Raw genomic sequence first — 15,892 nt, 5'->3', positions numbered from 1 at the left:
GATAAAGCTGTTCATCCGCGACGAGGATGAACAGCTTTTGACTGGCCGACGCACGGCGGTCGATGGGAGAGATCAGGCGTTTTCTTCAATCCGGCGCACATCGCCAAGCGAATCGCGCTGCATCGACTGCAGGTTTTTCTCGATGGTTTCGCACAGCGCTTCCATTTGAATCTGGTGTTCGCTGTGGCGAAACGGACTCTGCAGGTCGGTGCCGATGCGTTCGATGGCCAACAGCATGAAGCCGACCACGGTCGAGGCCAGCGGCGTGAACCAGCCCAGCGATTCGACCAGCCCGACCGGCACGATCAGGCAGAACAGCGAAATGAACAGCCGCGGAAAATACACATAGGGGTAGGGCAGCGGCGTATTGGCAATCCGCTCCATGCCGCCCTGGCTGTTGGACAGATCCACCAGCGTCGACTCCAGCCGCGCCAGACGAATGCTGTCCAGACGCCCGGCCTTGTATTCGCGCGCCAGCAATGCCGCTGAGCCGGTAAGAATGTCGTTGGCGAAATTGTTGGTGGTGCCGCTGCGGGCGAATTCATCAGCCGGAATGAATGCGCGGACTTCATCGGGGCAGGGCAGCCCTTGCAGATGCGCGGCGAGGCAATTGACGTAGGCGACGTGACGACGCAGCAACGTCGACTTGACCGGATTGACCTCACGGCCGCCATCATCGATCAGCGTCAGCACCTGACGGGCGAAGCTGCGCGAATTGTTGATCATCGAGCCCCACAGCGTGCGCGCCTCCCACCAACGGTTGTACGCGCTGCTGTTGCGGAAACTGATCAACACCACCAGCGCCGAACCGAGCAACGTCAGCGGCATCAATGGCAGGTTCAGCTTGGCATTGAGAAACAGCATGAAATCCACGGTGACGGCGATGTCCCAGAGCAACAGCCAGAACAGCGACCAGCCCACGTAGCCGAGGGTCTTGATGATCAGACGGTACTTTTTGGCGATGGCAGCTTTCAAACCGGAACCTCATGAGCGTTGGCGATCAGGAGTGACGCCTTAACTCCGACGCTGTTTTTGCGCTAAAGGTCCGCAGCCTGCTAAATCGATTAACCCAACGCGGTATCGAGGAACATCATCACCCCGAAGCCAAGCATCAGCCCCAGCGTTGCCGGGGTTTCGTGACCGTTGCGGTGGGTTTCCGGAATCACTTCATGGGAAACGACAAAGATCATTGCGCCGGCGGCCAGCCCCAGCGCGATCGGATAGCCCAGCGCAAAGCCGCTGGAAACCCCCAACCCGATCACAGAGCCCAACGGCTCCATCAGCCCCGAGCCAATGGCGATCAGCGCCGCGCGCCAGGCCGAAATACCGGTCACGCGCAGCGCCAGGGCGATGGCCAGACCTTCGGGGATGTCCTGAATGGCGATGGCGGTGGTCAGCGGCAGGCCGACTTTCATGTCGCCGTCGGCGAAACTCACACCGATCGCCATGCCTTCGGGCAGGTTGTGCAAGGTAATGGCGAGGACGAACAGCCAGACCCGGTTGATGCGCTGCGACTCCGGCCCACGGCGGCCGCTTTTCTGGTGCTCGTGAGGCACGAAGCGATCGAGCCCGATCATCAACGCCACGCCCAGCGCCAGACCGAATACCACCACACCGGCAGCCAGCAATGAATTGCCAGTCATTTTTTCCGCGGCGTCGATGCCCGGCAGAATCAGCGAAAACGAACTGGCGGCGAGCATCATGCCGGCAGCGAAGCCGAGCATGGTGTCTTGGGTACGTGAGGCAATGTCGCGCAGGACCATGGCTGCCACTGCGCCCAATGCCGTCGCGCCGAAACCCGACAAGCCGCCCAGCACGGCCAGCCGCAGGTTGTTTTCGTCCGCGCCGACCAATGCCGCGTAGCCGCTGATGAGCAGCAATCCGGTGACGACAATCAGCGTCGCCCAGAACAACAGCCCCGGCCAGCCGCCACTCGACGCCATGCTCCACCAGCTGCGCATGGTCGTGCTTGCGGAAGACGAGGGAAGTGACATGGGGCCTCCTGTGGTTTTGGGTCGAGAATGCGGGTGTGCTCACAGATATCAGAAGCGATCGTGTGGGGAGGAATTGCAAATTTTTTGCGGAGTCGGCGACGGACGGCTAAGCCAAAGATCAAAAGCCCCTCACCTAGCCCTCTCCCGGAGGGAGAGGGGAGTGACCGTGGTGGATGAAGGAGATACGCCGACCTGGGAAACCGAGTCGAACTGAAGTCCCGAGACGGGCCGAGATCTGGTCAACGACGAAGATCGGCTCCCTTTCCCCTCGCCCCCATGGGGGAGAGGGCTGGGGTGAGGGGATCGATACCGGCCACCACACAAAACCAGCGCCGCCCCCCCACAAGCATCGGCGCCCCACAACTCAATCAGCGCGATGATCCGCGCCATCCCCATAAACACTGACATCCAGCCCTTCAAGCCGCGCCTTCAACTGCAACGCCAGATACAACGAATAATGCCGCGACTGATGCAGATTACCGCCGTGAAACCACAGATTGTCCTGCCGCGTCGGCTTCCACATATTGCGCAATTCCCCCTCGTACGGGCCCGGGTCGTTGGTCGTGCCAGACCCCAGCCCCCAGCAGCGCCCGACCTTGTCAGCCACCTCCTGGGAAATCAGCTTCGCCGCCCAGCCATTCATCGAGCCATACCCGGTGGCATAGACGATCAGGTCCGCCGCCAGCCGGCTGCCGTCATTGAGCACTACGGCGTCCGCTTCGATGCGTTCGACGCCCAGCCCCGGGGCACTCTTGAGCTTGATCGTGCCATTGGCGATGAGCTCGGAGGCACCGACATCAATGTAATACCCGGAGCCACGGCGTACGTACTTGAGGAACAGACCGGATTCGTCATCACCGAAATCGAGCATGAAACCGGCCTTTGCCAAGCGCTCGTAAAAGTCTTTGTCGCGGGTTTTGATCGCGTCGAAGATCGGTTTGTGAAAGCTCGGCATGACTTTGTACGGAATCGAAGCGAACAGCATGTCGGCCTTGTCGGTGGTCAAGCCTGCCTCCAGCGCATCTTCGGAATAGAGACCGCCAAACACCAGTTCCATCAAGCTGTCGGAGCGCACGATGTGCGTGCTCGAGCGTTGCACCATGGTCACTTCGGCGCCGTTCTCCACGAGGTCGGCGCAGATATCGTGGGCCGAGTTGTTCGCCCCGATGACCACCGCACGCTTGCCGCGCCAGGCATCGCCGCCGGGGTGACGACTGGAATGATGCTGCTGGCCCTGGAATTCGTCGGCGCCGGAAAAACGCGGCACGTTGGGCACGCCGGACATGCCGGTGGCGAGAATCAGCTGCGTCGGTTTCAACGTCAGACGCTCGCCGTCGCGCAGCACTTCTACCGTCCAGGTCTGAGTCTGCTCGTCGAACCCGGCGCTCAAACATTCGGTGCGCGACCAGTAATCGAGTTCCATGACCTTGCTGTACATCTCCAGCCAGTCGCCAATCTGGTCCTTGGGCGTGAACACCGGCCAATGATCGGGGAAGGGCAGGTACGGCATGTGGTCGTACCAGACCGGGTCGTGCAGGCACAGCGATTTGTAGCGCCCGCGCCACTGGTCGCCGGGCCGTTCGGCCTTGTCGACAATCAATGTCGGCACGCCCAAACGCTTGAGCCGCGCGGCGAGGCCCAACCCGCCCTGACCGCCGCCGACAATCAAGCAATACGGTTGGGTGGTGATGCCCAGCGCCGCTTGTTCATCGCGGCGCCGCTCCAGCCAGTTGCGTTTGTCGGCATGAGCGTGGCCATGGTTGGCGCCCATTGGCCGGCGGCGACCACTGGGTTCTTCGAAGCCCTTGAGTTCGCGCATGGTCGTCAGCAGCGTCCAGCACAAACCGTCCTTGAGTCGCACGTAACCCTTGCCGCGCGCGGCCTCGGTTTCCAGGCTCATCCAGCCTTCGAGTACGCCGTCGGTCAGTGTGGCTTCACCATCGAGTTTCCATTGTTGTGGACGGGTCTGTTCAAGGCGAGTTTCGAGCAGGTCGCGAATCGCCGGTTTGCCTTCGAGCGTCACCAGGTTCCAGCTGAACAGCAGCAGGTCACGCCAGTAGCATTCATCGGCAAACAGCTCCAGCGTTGCCTCCACGTCACGTTGAGCGAGACGCTCGCCGAGGGTCTCGATCCAGGCAGCGAGTTGCGCGGTCGGCGTTTGCAGGGGCGCATCGATAGCGATGTTCATAGGGCTTCTCCGATCTTGTTGTTGTAGGAACAACAGCCCCGGAGCAAGGCTCGGGCCAGCTTCGGCAAAGCGCCGTGGCAGAGCGGTTGGCGCTGAAGATCGCGAATCATGTATCGGCGCTGTGTCACGAATTCGGGAATGGGCGATGACACTGTGTCACGCCGGGCAAAAACCGCCGGTTTCGGACTTTTCATATAAGCTGCAAACAGTCCCGTGTCCGACCGTAGCGGAGAACAACAACAATGAAACCGGCCTTGATCAACGCCCATGCACAGCAAGTGCTGCAAGCCGTACAGGGCAGCGTCGCCAGTCCTGGTCCCGTTGCCGATCTGGCAATCACTCGCTCGTGGCGCCGCTGCCTCGATCAATACCGTCTCGATCCCGCCAGCCGCCGCGCGCCGGATGTGGTCGAGCAAGCGCGGTTGCAGGATCACCGCGCGCCGCTGGAACACATCATCGCTGTGGCGCACTGGCAGATGAACAGCCTGCACCAACAGCTCGGGCGTGACGGCCATGTGGTGTTGCTCACCGATGCGCGCGGTGTGGCGATCGACAGTGTGTTCAACGATGCCGAGCGCGCCGGGTTTCAGCGGGCCGGGCTGTGGCTGGGTTCGGTGTGGAGCGAGGAGCACGAAGGCACCAACGGCGTCGGCACCTGCCTGGTCGAGCGTCAGCACGTGACCATCCGCCGCGACGAGCATTTTCGCGGCAAGCACGTCGGCCTGACGTGCTCGGCCAGTCCGATCTTCGACCCGAGCGGCGAATTGCTCGCCGTGCTCAATCTGTCCTCTGTGCGCGAAGAACAGAGCCTCGAACAGCGTTTCAAAGCCATGGCCCTGACCAACCTGTCCGCCAAGCTGATCGAGAGCTGCTTCTTTCTTGGACATGACCCGCAGCGCTATTTGCTGCGTTTTCATGCGGACGCCGGGTTCGTCGGGCTGCTGGGCGAAGGGCTGCTCAGCTTCGATGAGAATGCGCGGATCTGCTCGATCAACGACGCGGGCCTGGAACTGCTTGGCCTCAGTCGTGAGCCGATCATCGGCCAGTCGCTGACGCTGCTACTGGAGACACCGATTGATCAACTGATCAGTCACGCCGGCGCGCAACCCAGCGTTTGCTGGCCGCTGCGCATGGCTGACGGTCGGCAGTTGTTTGCCCAGCTGCGCGAACCGCTGCGTCGGCCACAGCCCGCCATTCCCGCGATCGCGCCCATCAACGACGCGCGCGTCTGCCTCGAAGACCCGCGCCTGCAACGCGGGTTTGCCCGTGCGCTACGGGTGCTGGAACGCGACGTGCCGGTGTTTCTCCAGGGCGAAACCGGCACCGGCAAGGAAGCCTTTGCGGCGGCGCTGCACCGCGCCAGTTCCCGAGCCAGTCAGCCATTTGTGGCGATCAATTGCGCGGCGATCCCGGAGACGCTGATTGAGAGCGAGCTGTTCGGCTATCGCGGCGGCAGCTTCACCGGCGCGCGCAAGGAGGGCATGCTCGGCAAGCTCGAACAGGCTCATGGCGGCATTCTGTTTCTCGATGAAATCGCCGACATGCCGCTGGCGTTGCAGACGCGCCTGTTGCGGGTGCTGGAGGAGCGCCAGGTGGTGCCGCTGGGCGCCACAACCGCACGGCCTCTGGATATACGCCTGATCAGCGCCAGCCACCAGAATCTGCAGACTTGCGTCGCCGAAGGGCGTTTACGCGAAGACCTGTTCTACCGCATCGGCGGTTTTGCCGTGCAACTGCCGGCGCTGCGCGAGCGCTCGGACAAGGGGCAGCTGTTTGATCTGCTGCTGCGTGAAGAAGCGGCCGGCATGCGCGTCCGACTGGACGCCGGGGTCAAGGAGCGCCTGCTGAAACAGCCTTGGCCCGGCAACGTCCGGCAATTGCGCACCTGCCTGCGGACCTTGGTCGCGCTGGCCATCGATGGGCGCATCGGCCTCGATGACCTGCACGAATTGCTGCCGGACAACGCCGAGGCAGTGGAAAACCCGCTGAACGTGTCTGAACGACAAACCCTGCTGACCTTGATCAACACCGAGCATTGGCACATCGCCCGGGTCGCCGCGCGGCTGGGCATCAGCCGCAACACGCTGTATCGCAAGTTGCGCCAGCACGGGATAACCCGGCCCGGCTGATTTCCGGCTTCCCCGTTTTTCACCGAATAAAGAGGCCATTCGTCAGTCGCGCGCCTCACTGCACCTTGACAGTCACCTCTGCCAGCGAAATACTCGCCGACAGATTCATATAGATGACTAGATAACAAGGTGAATAAAGTCAATGAACCCTCTTTCCAGCGATGCTCGCCTACCGCTCTACCAACGCCTGCGTGACCAGTTGGTTGAGCAGATTGCCAACAACCGCTGGCGTCCGGGCGAGGCGATCCCCACCGAGGCCGCATTGTCGGCTGAATATCAATTGTCCACGGGCACTGTGCGCAAAGCCGTGGATGCGTTGGTCAGCGAGGGCATTCTGGAGCGGCAACAAGGCCGGGGCACGTTCATCCGCAGGCCGCAGTTTCAGTCATCACTGTTTCGTTTTTTCCGTTTCCAGACCGCTGCCGGTGAACGCCAGGTACCGGAAAGCCGCATCCTGTCGATAGAGCCCGTAGGTGCTCCTTCGGCAGTTTCGCAGGCGTTGGGGTTGCCGACAGAGGCGCCGGTGATTCGCATTAACCGCGTGCGTCTGCTCGATGTGCAGCCGGTACTTGCCGAAGAAATCTGGCTGCCTCGCGAGCGTTTTCGGGCGCTGCTGGACATCGATCTGAGTCGCGAAGGGCCGCTGCTTTATCCCATCTACGAAGCCGTTTGCGGTCAGGTTGTCGCGTCGGCACAAGAAGCACTGACTGCCGAATCGGTAAACGAGGTGCACGCCCGATTATTGCAAGTGCCAGTCAACAGTCCGGTGGTGGTGATCGAACGGCTGGCGCGCGATTACGCCGGTACGCCCCTGGAATGGCGTCGTTCGCGCGGGCATGCCGAGCATTTCCGCTACAGCGTGGATATTCGCTGACGCGCCCTGATTAGCGTTTGACCGAGCGGCGATGCAGTCGCCGCTCACTTCATTTTGTATGTCAAAACTGGCCCTGTGGCGGCGCGGTTCGCTCTCGGCTGCCTTGCGTTTCACTTATAAGGATAAGAGTCATGTTCAGTTGGTATCGCCAAGTCACTCCTCGGGAGCGCAAAACGTTTTGGGCCTGCTTCGGCGGCTGGTCGCTGGATGCACTGGAAGTACAGATGTTCGGCCTGGCGATTCCGGCGTTGATTGCCGCCTTCGCACTGACCAAGGGCGATGCCGGACTGATCAGCGCAGTCACCCTGATAACGTCGGCCATCGGTGGCTGGGTCGGGGGCACGTTGTCCGATCGCTACGGCCGGGTGCGTACGCTGCAATGGATGATCCTGTGGTTTTCGTTTTTTACGTTTCTGTCTGCCTTCGTCAGCGGTTTTCATCAGTTGCTGATCGTCAAAGCCTTGCAAGGCTTTGGCATTGGCGGTGAATGGGCGGCGGGCGCAGTGTTGATGGCCGAGACCATCAACCCCAAATACCGCGGCAAAGTAATGGGCACGGTACAAAGCGCCTGGGCGGTGGGTTGGGGCATTGCGGTGGGCGTGTTTGCCTTGATCTACACACTGGTGCCGCAGGACATGGCCTGGCGAGTAATGTTCATTGTCGGTTTGCTGCCGTCGTTCCTGATCATCTGGGTACGGCGCAACGTCGAGGAACCAGACAGCTTCAAGCGTCTGCAAAAAGAGAACGTCATTGCGCAAAGCTTCTTCAAATCCCTGGGGGGAATCTTCCGCCCCGAATTGATTCGCGTGACCCTGTTTGGCGGATTGCTGGGCCTGGCGCGCGCACGGCGGTTATCACGCAGTGATGACCTGGCTGCCAACGTTCCTCAAAACCGAACGCAATCTGTCGGTACTCAATTCCGGCGGTTACCTGGCGGTGATCATCTTCGCGTTCTGGTGTGGCTGCGTGGTCAGCGGCCTGCTGATCGACCGCATTGGCCGGCGCAAGAACATCGTGCTGTTTGCCTTGTGCTGTGTGGTCACGGTGCAATGTTACGTGTTCATGCCGCTGACCAACACCCAGATGCTGTTCCTCGGCTTCCCGTTGGGGTTTTTCGCGGCCGGCATTCCGGCCAGCCTGGGCGCGCTGTTCAATGAACTTTACCCAGCGGACGTGCGTGGGGCAGGCGTGGGTTTTTGCTACAACTTCGGTCGTGTGCTGTCTGCGGTGTTCCCGTTCCTGGTCGGACACATGAGCGACTCGATGTCGCTGGGGTCGGCAATCGGCATCGACGCCGGAATCGCCTATGGCGTGGCGGTCATCGCTGCACTGTGCCTGCCGGAAACCCGTGGCCGCAATCTCGAAGCGTGCGACGCTGCAGCTGGCACCGCCCGTGTCAAAAGCGATGAACACGCACGCGCTTCATAACCTTGATTCTGAAAGTGAACGTCATGTCTGATATCTGTTCCATGCCAGTCACTGGCATCGATTCTCATGCCCATGTGTTCAGCCGAGCGCTGAACCTGGCCGCCGCGAGGCGCTACACCCCCGACTACGATGCTAAGGTTGAGCAGTACCTGACGCAGCTGCACGCTCACGGTCTGAGCCATGGTGTGTTGGTACAACCCAGCTTTCTCGGTACCGACAACAGCTATTTGCTGGCAGCCTTGCGTCAGGCCCCGCAGCAATTACGCGGGGTAGTGGTACTGGAGCGAGATGTCAGACGCGAGACGTTGAACGAGATGGCCGCGCTGGGTGTAACAGGCGTGCGCTTGAACCTGATGGGGACGCCTTTGCCGGACTTCTCCGACGGCTCCTGGACAGACTTTTTCAGCCATATCAGCGCGCTGGGCTGGCACGTCGAGCTGCACCGTCTGGTGGCGGATTTGCCGAAGCTGATTCAGCAGTTACTGCCTTTCGGCGTCACGATTGTTGTGGATCACTTCGGCCGTCCAGATGCGAACCTTGACCTTGCCCAACCTGGCTTTTGCGAACTGTTGGAGCTGGGCGCGAGCGGTCAGGTGTGGATGAAGATTTCCGGAATCTATCGCTTGGCGAGTACGCCTCGGCAGAATCTGCAGTTCGCGCGACGTGCGTTACCGGTGTTGGAACAACATTTCCAGCGGCGGTTGGTCTGGGGCAGCGACTGGCCGCATACCCAGCATGAGCACAGCATCGCTTTCGCTACGGTCATCGAGCAGCTTCAGGCACTGGAATGCTCGAGTGAGTGCGTGCGGTCAATGTTGGTGCAAGCGCCAGCAACACTGTTCGGGTTCGCCGGACGCTGAGCTGCGATCGGACTATGCTTGAACCGATGTCGCCAGTCGGCTCCGTCGCCCGATCCTGAACCGCAGAGGCAAGCGCTCATGTTGAAAGTCTGCACCCTCCTGTTATGCCTCGCCCTGGCCAGTTGCAGCGGCGTCGACGTGCGCAGCTACAGCCAGGAAAAACCCACGCTGGGGTTGCGCGAATTCTTCGAGGGTCGGGTCGAGGCCTGGGGGATTTTTCAGAAGCGTTCGGGTGAGGTCGCCAAGCGCTTTCATGTGCTGATCAATGGTCATTCCGAAGGCGACAAGTTGATTCTCGACGAGTCGTTCACCTACAGCGATGGTACGAAACAGAAACGCGTCTGGACCCTGACCCCGGACGGCCCCGGCCAATGGCGTGGCACTGCCGGCGATGTGGTCGGCGAGGCGCGTGGCGAGACGGCCGGCAACGCCTTGCGCTGGCGGTATGTGCTGCGTTTGCCGGTGGACGGCGAGGAATACGATGTCGAGCTCGATGACTGGATGTACCTCATGGATGACAAGACCCTGATCAATCGCTCGTACATGAGCAAGTTTGGCGTTGAGGTCGGTCAGATCACGTTGTTTTTCCGTAAATGACCGCTGACGAAAGGCGCCAATCCGCAAGCCGAAACACGCGAAGCTTTGGACTACACTCGTAGCTCCAACCGGCGGGCGTGCTCGCCTGTCTCGTCGCGGCGCATGCGGAGAATGGCGATGAATCAAGTGCCTGATGCAGCGGAACCCTCTCCCTGGCATGACGGAGAGCTGGCGTTACAGCGTTCCGTGGGCGCGGTGGAGATCATGGCGGGGCCGGGGCGACGGCAAATGGCCCGCACCTGGATGCCCGATCAACACCGGGATTTTTACGCGCAATTGCCGTTTATCGTCGTCGGCGCGGTCGATCCGCAAGGCGAGCCATGGGCGACGATTCGCTGCGGTCAGCCCGGTTTTCTGAGTTCGCCAAACCCCGAAACCCTGCACATGGCCATTGCGCGCGAGCCCACCGATCCGGCGGAAAGCGGCATCAACGAGGGCGATGCAATTGGCCTGTTAGGCATCGAACTGCACACACGGCGACGCAATCGCATGAATGGCATCGTCCGGCGCCAAGGCGACGACAGCTTTGCCGTCACCGTCAGCCAGGCGTACGGCAACTGCCCGCGCTACATCAACCTGCGCCAGTTCAGCTTTGCCGATGAGCCGGCCGGCGATGTCAGCGAAACCACCACGCTGGACGCGCGCGCCCGTGAACTGATCAGCACGGCCGATTGCTTCTACGTCGCCAGCTACATCGTGCGCGACGGCGCGCGGCAGGTCGATGTTTCACACCGCGGCGGCAAACCCGGATTCGTGCGCATTGACGAGGAGGGCGTGCTGACCATTCCGGATTTCTCCGGCAACCTTTTCTTCAATACGCTGGGCAATATGCTCGTCAATCCGCGAGCGGGGCTGACGTTCATCGACTTCGACAGCGGCGATCTGCTGCAAATGAACGGTCAGGCGCAGATCATTCTCGACAGCCCGGAAATCGCCGCGTTTCAAGGCGTCGAGCGCTTGTGGCGCTTCACGCCGCAACGGATTGTCCGCCGACAGAAAGCGATCCCGCTGCGCTGGGCGAGCGTGGCCGAGGGCGACTCGCCCAACTCGTTGATGACCGGCAGTTGGGCGCAAGCCGCCGAGCGCTTGAAGGCCGAAGCGTTGCGCGATACCTGGCGCTGGTTACGGCTGGTAAGGGTCGTCGACGAGAGTCAGAGCATCCGCTCGTTCTATTTCGAATCCACCGATGGCGCGGCATTGCCTCGCTTCTCCGCCGGGCAACACCTGCCCTTGCGCTTGCAACTGGACGGCCAGAAGGCGCCGGCCATTCGCACCTACAGCCTTTCGAGCGCGCCTTCGGATGATTTTGTGCGCATCAGCGTCAAGCGCGATGGCAGTGTGTCTTCACACCTGCATGCGCATTTCAAACCCGGTGACACCATCGAAGCGCGCGCGCCGCAAGGGCATTTCACCGTTGATCCGACGCAACGGCGTCCGCTGGTGCTGATTGCCGCCGGCGTGGGCGTTACGCCGCTGTTGTCGATGCTGCGTGAAGTGATTTATGAAGGTCGGCGCATCAACCGCATACGCCCGACGTGGTTTGTCCAGAGTGCGCGATCCGTGGCCGATCTGGCCTTTGGCGAAGAAATCAGCGAACTCGCACGCCTGGGCGGCGACAAGGTGCGCGTGCTGCGCCTGATCAGTCAGCCGGAGACCGATGCGCGCGAAGGCGAGGGCTTCGAACTGGCCGGGCGGATCGACCTGCAGGTGCTGAAAAATCTGCTGCCGCTCGACGATTACGACTTTTACCTGTGCGGCCCCGGCGCCTTCACGCAAGCGCTGTATGACGGCCTGCGCTCGCTGCGCATCCATGACGAGCGCATTCACGCAGAAACCTTCGGCCCGTCGACGCTGGTGCGGGATCTGGAAACGCTGGTCCCGGCGCAGCAGCAAGTGGCGAAATCCAGCGAACCGGTGAAGGTGCTGTTCTCCAGTAGCGGCAAGGAAGCACGCTGGATGCCCGACAGCGGCACCCTGTTGCAGCTCGCCGAAAGCCGCGGGCTGAGTCCGGAATTCAGTTGTCGCGGCGGCTCATGTGGCACCTGCAAAACACGGCTGGTCAGCGGCCAGGTGCATTACCTGAACATGCCGGCGGAAACGCTGGCGGAGGGTGAGGTGCTGATCTGCTGTTCGGTGCCGGCGCAGGGCAGCGAGACGCTGGTACTGGAGATCTGACGCGAGGTCCTGGCGCGCTACTTGATCGCGTCAGGATCTCCCGCCATCGGCGTCGGAATCTGCCACGCCGGTTTTTGCCCGTCCTGACGGTCGAAAGCGCGACGCGCGGTGCGAAAGTCTTCGACGTTTTCGACCACCCACGTCCACACCGGCGACATGCGCACCAATAACCCCCGGCCCAGCGCCGTCAGTTCGTACTCGACACGCGGCGGCACCTCACCGAACTCACGACGCACCAGGAGACCGTCGCGCTCCAGCGCGCGCAGGGTCTTGGTCAACATGCGCTGGGTCACGCCGGTCATCTGGCGTTTTATCTCGGCGTGACGCATCGCGCCATACACCCCCAAGGCATGCAGGATGCCCAGTGACCAGCGGCTGCCGGCGTGTGCAAGCACTTCGCGGCGCACGCCGTCATCGTCTTTTCTGAGCGTCTGGCAGATCGCTTCGGCGTGCCTCAGCGCGTCCTGGTCCGTCATGTCTTCCCCCGGTATCACGCGTGTGCCTTCTTACGAGCGCTGACGGTTGCTGCCAGCATTGGCGCATCTTACAGGCAACGGTTTTAAGGAGACATCATGACTCACGCAGCACAATCCATTCTGGTGCTGGGCGCCGGAGAACTCGGCTTTGCGGTGTTGCGCAATCTTGCGCGAGTGGCAAAGCGCGCGCCCGGCTCGACCATCAGCGTCCTGCTCAGGGACTCGACCATCAATTCCCGAGTGGCGGAAAAAAGGCCGAAATCGATGAGCTGCGCAGCCTCGGCATCCACATGGTGGCCGCCGACCTGGTCAACGATTCGATCGAGCAACTGGCAGAAGTGTTTGCCCGGTTCGACACGGTTATCGGCTGCGCCGGCATGGTTGCCGGTCGCGAAACGCCAATGAAACTGGCGAAAGCGGCGCTCCAGTCTGGCGTGAAGCGCTATTTCCCGTGGCAGTTCGGCGTGGACTTTGAGGTGATCGGCCGTGGCAGTCCGCAGGATCTGTTCGATGCGCAGCTCGACGTGCGTGAATTGCTGCGCGCTCAAAACCAGACCGAATGGGTGATCGTCTCGACCGGCATGTTCACCAGTTTTCTGTTCGAACCGGTGTTCGAGGTGGTTGATTTCGCCAACGACACCGTCAATGCGCTGGGCAGTCTGGAAAACAGCGTGACGCTCACCACGCCCGAGGACATTGGTACGCTGACGGCGGAGATCGTGTTCTTTGAGCCTCGCTTGCGTAATGAAATTGTCTACCTGTCCGGTGACACGCTGAGCTACGGACAGGTCGCGGGCATCCTCGAACATGCGCTGGGGCGACCATTCAAGACCAACGTGTGGACCGTTCAACACCTGATGGACGAACTGCGAAAAGACCCCACCCATCACATCAAGAAATACCGCGCGGTGTTCGCCCAAGGTCGTGGCGTGGCATGGCCCAAGGCGGGGACGTTCAATGAACGGCAGGGGATCGCGGTGACCACTGCGCAGCAATGGGTTCAGCAGAATCTGGCGGGCAAGTAACGCATGAAAGGCATCCGGCAACCAGGCCGGATGCGATCAGAAGCTTTGCCATCATTGCGCGTTGGCAGCCTTTTCGATCAGGCTGGCGACGACTTTCGGGTTGGACACCATCACCACGTGCGACGCGCCTTTGACCACGACGGTCTGTTTCGCGTGCGCACGTTCGGCCATGAATGCCTGGGCTTGCGCCGGGATGTTGTGATCCTGGTCGCCGTAGACGAACCACGACGGGATGGTTTTCCACGCCGGTTGCGTTGCGGCTTCGTTGAGCGCCGCGACGGTGACCGGACGTTGCGTCGCCGCCATTACCTTCGCGTCAGCGCTGGAAACATCGGCCGCGAACTGGGCGTGGAATTTGTCCTGCTGGATATACAGATCCTTGCCGCCGTCAGCCAATGGCACAGGCGGGGCGAGGGTAGGGCCCAGCGTGCCGCCGGGGAAGCGCCCGGACAGTGCCGCGGTTGACTCGCCGGCGTCGGGCGCAATGGCTGCGACGAACACCAGCGCTTTGACATGGGCGTTGCCGTAAGCCGCTTCGCTGATCACCGGTCCGCCGTAGGAATGCCCGACCAGCACGATTGGCGTTTTGATAGTGGCAAGGATATCGGCGACCGATTGCGCATCGCCTTTGAGCGAGCGCAGCGGGTTCGACGCGGCGATGACCGGGTAGCCATCCTTTTCCAGAAGGTTGACGACGCCGTTCCAGCTGCTCGAGTCGGCAAAAGCGCCGTGGACGAGCACGACGGTCGGTTTGACCGGTGCGGCCAATGCAGCGCTGGCGGCGGCCATCGCGGCGACTAGGGCCAGGCCTGAAAATAACTTGTTCATCGGTTGTTACCTGTGGGTGAAAGGGGATGAGGCAGCGCGACCTGTTGATGCACTGCGGGACGCATGGTCTGTTGTGAATACAGAGGAAGAGAACAACCACGAACGGCAAACCACTGTTGCAGTTTTTGCAATGGCAGCGTTTGCTTTCGAACCGTCCGCCAGCGCGCTGATTGTTTCATCCAGCGCAATCAAGCCATGACATCGCTGCGCATTCTCTAAACCGCCCGCGCTGGAGAGACTGCAGCCCGGAGCGAACGACCGTCACGGTCATCGCGAATGTCACATAACCGGGAGATAACCAATGGCTGACGTCACTCCACACCGCTTTTGCCCAGCCGCCTCGCAAACGTCGCATCCGCTTGAGCGTGAGCACGAAGCCAGTTTCCTGCTGCCGCAATTCATGGGCGCGCTGGCGGGCGAGTTCAGCGCATTCGGCGTAAGCGAGCACTATCAACCGTGCGCAGATAAAAGCCTGTTGGCGAAATTCTGTGCCTTACTCAAGCGGCTGCGCTGAAGATCGGCGCCGATCATTCCATCCAGTGAAATGCTCGATTGCTGTCGGCGGTTATTCCGCTGTTTCACCACCGGGAGCAAGATCAGCCCATCGACGCGATCACCGGGTCGAACCCAATAACAACCGGAGTACGCCACCATGTCCCAGCAACCGATCAAACTGTATCGCCACCCCTTGTCCGGCCACGCCCATCGCGTCGAACTGATGCTGTCACTGCTTGGCCAGCCGACCGAGCTGGTGTTTGTCGACCTGATAAAAGGCGCGCACAAAACCCCTGAGTTTCTTGCCCTGAACCGGTTCGGCCAGGTGCCGGTGATCGACGATAACGGCACCGTGCTGGCGGACTCGAATGCGATTCTGGTGTACCTCGCCGCGAAATACGGCAACGGCGAGTGGCTGCCCAGCGATCCAGACGCCCTGGCCAAGGTTCAGCGCTGGTTGTCGGTGGCTGCCGGGCAGATCAGTTCAGGCCCGGCGACGGCGCGTTTGATTACGGTGTTCGGTGCCGGGTACAACGCCGAAGAGGCGATCAGCAAATCGCACAACCTGCTCAAGGTCATGGAAGACGAGTTGGCCAACAGCCGATTCCTTGCCGGCGACCAGCCAACTGTTGCCGATGTGGCCGCCTACACCTATGTGTCACACGCCCCGGAAGGCAATGTCGCACTGACGGATTATCCGCATGTTCGTGCCTGGCTGAGCAGTATTGAAGCGTTGCCCAACTATGTCGGCATGCAGCGCACTGCCGTTGGCTTGCAGCACGCCTGAGCCAAACAGCGAAGCCGCCCGGCCTCTGCGCCGGGC

General features: G+C 61.4%; 12 protein-coding genes and 2 pseudogenes. 9 read left to right on the top strand and 5 right to left on the bottom strand.

Annotation, left to right across the window (positions count from 1 at the left end; genetic code table 11):
• Positions 1–72: 72 nt before the first annotated feature.
• From M0746_RS11860 to M0746_RS11850, 3 genes are all read right to left on the bottom strand, one after another.
• Entirely contained in the window at positions 73–975 is a 903-nt protein-coding gene (locus M0746_RS11860) for a bestrophin family protein (RefSeq protein ID WP_090283337.1), read from the bottom strand.
• Positions 976–1,064: 89 nt separating this feature from the next.
• Complete coding sequence (locus M0746_RS11855) at positions 1,065–1,943, bottom strand: ZIP family metal transporter (RefSeq protein ID WP_394597869.1); 879 nt, start codon at positions 1,941–1,943, stop codon at positions 1,065–1,067.
• A gap of 415 nt (positions 1,944–2,358) precedes the next feature.
• Positions 2,359–4,182, bottom strand: a complete 1,824-nt coding sequence (locus M0746_RS11850) for an NAD(P)/FAD-dependent oxidoreductase (RefSeq protein ID WP_258449308.1) — start codon at positions 4,180–4,182, stop codon at positions 2,359–2,361.
• A gap of 242 nt (positions 4,183–4,424) precedes the next feature.
• Here M0746_RS11850 and M0746_RS11845 point away from each other — a divergent pair, with 242 nt between their 5' ends.
• The 6 genes and pseudogenes from M0746_RS11845 to M0746_RS11820 all read left to right on the top strand — a co-directional run bounded on the left by M0746_RS11845 (position 4,425) and on the right by M0746_RS11820 (position 12,245).
• Entirely contained in the window at positions 4,425–6,311 is a 1,887-nt protein-coding gene (locus M0746_RS11845) for a sigma-54-dependent Fis family transcriptional regulator (RefSeq protein ID WP_258449307.1), read from the top strand.
• A 142-nt stretch (positions 6,312–6,453) separates the two neighbouring features.
• Complete coding sequence (locus M0746_RS11840) at positions 6,454–7,185, top strand: GntR family transcriptional regulator (RefSeq protein ID WP_258449306.1); 732 nt, start codon at positions 6,454–6,456, stop codon at positions 7,183–7,185.
• 131 nt (positions 7,186–7,316) lie between these two features.
• Positions 7,317–8,613: pseudogene (locus M0746_RS11835) on the top strand (MFS transporter).
• 23 nt (positions 8,614–8,636) lie between these two features.
• Positions 8,637–9,473: an amidohydrolase family protein gene (locus M0746_RS11830; RefSeq protein ID WP_258449305.1), complete on the top strand. Its 837-nt coding sequence runs from the start codon at positions 8,637–8,639 to the stop codon at positions 9,471–9,473.
• A gap of 78 nt (positions 9,474–9,551) precedes the next feature.
• On the top strand, positions 9,552–10,070 hold the full coding sequence (locus M0746_RS11825; RefSeq protein WP_258449304.1) for a DUF3833 domain-containing protein: 519 nt from the start codon (positions 9,552–9,554) through the stop codon (positions 10,068–10,070).
• 117 nt (positions 10,071–10,187) lie between these two features.
• Entirely contained in the window at positions 10,188–12,245 is a 2,058-nt protein-coding gene (locus tag M0746_RS11820; RefSeq protein WP_258449303.1) for a 2Fe-2S iron-sulfur cluster-binding protein, read from the top strand.
• A gap of 17 nt (positions 12,246–12,262) precedes the next feature.
• Here the strand turns inward: M0746_RS11820 and M0746_RS11815 are convergent, their stop codons facing one another.
• A complete protein-coding gene (locus tag M0746_RS11815) occupies positions 12,263–12,721 on the bottom strand; it encodes a winged helix-turn-helix transcriptional regulator (protein WP_258449302.1) in 459 nt (152 codons plus the stop codon).
• A 96-nt stretch (positions 12,722–12,817) separates the two neighbouring features.
• On the opposite strand from M0746_RS11815, the pseudogene M0746_RS11810 reads away from it, so the two are divergent.
• Positions 12,818–13,746: pseudogene (locus tag M0746_RS11810) on the top strand (aromatic alcohol reductase).
• 51 nt (positions 13,747–13,797) lie between these two features.
• Here the strand turns inward: M0746_RS11810 and M0746_RS11805 are convergent.
• Positions 13,798–14,535 carry an alpha/beta fold hydrolase gene (locus M0746_RS11805; protein WP_446731296.1) on the bottom strand — a complete coding sequence of 246 codons (738 nt, stop codon included), beginning with the start codon at positions 14,533–14,535 and terminating at the stop codon, positions 13,798–13,800.
• 340 nt (positions 14,536–14,875) lie between these two features.
• Between M0746_RS11805 and M0746_RS11800 the strand changes: the two genes are divergently transcribed.
• Together M0746_RS11800 and M0746_RS11795 are read left to right on the top strand one after the other, a co-directional pair.
• Positions 14,876–15,088 (top strand): hypothetical protein, encoded by a 213-nt coding sequence (locus M0746_RS11800; RefSeq protein WP_208937540.1) that lies wholly within the window; start codon positions 14,876–14,878, stop codon positions 15,086–15,088.
• A 138-nt stretch (positions 15,089–15,226) separates the two neighbouring features.
• Positions 15,227–15,856 (top strand): glutathione S-transferase family protein, encoded by a 630-nt coding sequence (locus M0746_RS11795; RefSeq protein ID WP_258449300.1) that lies wholly within the window; start codon positions 15,227–15,229, stop codon positions 15,854–15,856.
• Positions 15,857–15,892: the final 36 nt, after the last annotated feature.

The organism is Pseudomonas sp. S11P7 (assembly GCF_023195435.1).
GTDB classification, from domain to species: domain Bacteria; phylum Pseudomonadota; class Gammaproteobacteria; order Pseudomonadales; family Pseudomonadaceae; genus Aquipseudomonas; species Aquipseudomonas fluorescens_G.
The sequence above is the reverse complement of the archived record's forward strand: the minus strand, read 5'-3'. Positions and strand labels throughout refer to the sequence as shown.

Excerpts from the sequence above, each read along its gene's own strand:
- M0746_RS11840 (WP_258449306.1), top strand. The coding sequence starts at position 6,454 with ATGAACCCTCTTTCCAGCGATGCTCGCCTACCGCTCTACCAACGCCTG.
- M0746_RS11830 (WP_258449305.1), top strand. The coding sequence starts at position 8,637 with ATGTCTGATATCTGTTCCATGCCAGTCACTGGCATCGATTCTCATGCC.
- M0746_RS11845 (WP_258449307.1), top strand. The coding sequence starts at position 4,425 with ATGAAACCGGCCTTGATCAACGCCCATGCACAGCAAGTGCTGCAAGCC.
- M0746_RS11825 (WP_258449304.1), top strand. The coding sequence starts at position 9,552 with ATGTTGAAAGTCTGCACCCTCCTGTTATGCCTCGCCCTGGCCAGTTGC.
- M0746_RS11820 (WP_258449303.1), top strand. The coding sequence starts at position 10,188 with ATGAATCAAGTGCCTGATGCAGCGGAACCCTCTCCCTGGCATGACGGA.
- M0746_RS11805 (WP_446731296.1), bottom strand. The coding sequence starts at position 14,535 with ATGGCCGCCGCCAGCGCTGCATTGGCCGCACCGGTCAAACCGACCGTC.
- M0746_RS11855 (WP_394597869.1), bottom strand. The coding sequence starts at position 1,943 with ATGGCGTCGAGTGGCGGCTGGCCGGGGCTGTTGTTCTGGGCGACGCTG.
- M0746_RS11850 (WP_258449308.1), bottom strand. The coding sequence starts at position 4,182 with ATGAACATCGCTATCGATGCGCCCCTGCAAACGCCGACCGCGCAACTC.
- M0746_RS11795 (WP_258449300.1), top strand. The coding sequence starts at position 15,227 with ATGTCCCAGCAACCGATCAAACTGTATCGCCACCCCTTGTCCGGCCAC.
- M0746_RS11800 (WP_208937540.1), top strand. The coding sequence starts at position 14,876 with ATGGCTGACGTCACTCCACACCGCTTTTGCCCAGCCGCCTCGCAAACG.
- M0746_RS11815 (WP_258449302.1), bottom strand. The coding sequence starts at position 12,721 with ATGACGGACCAGGACGCGCTGAGGCACGCCGAAGCGATCTGCCAGACG.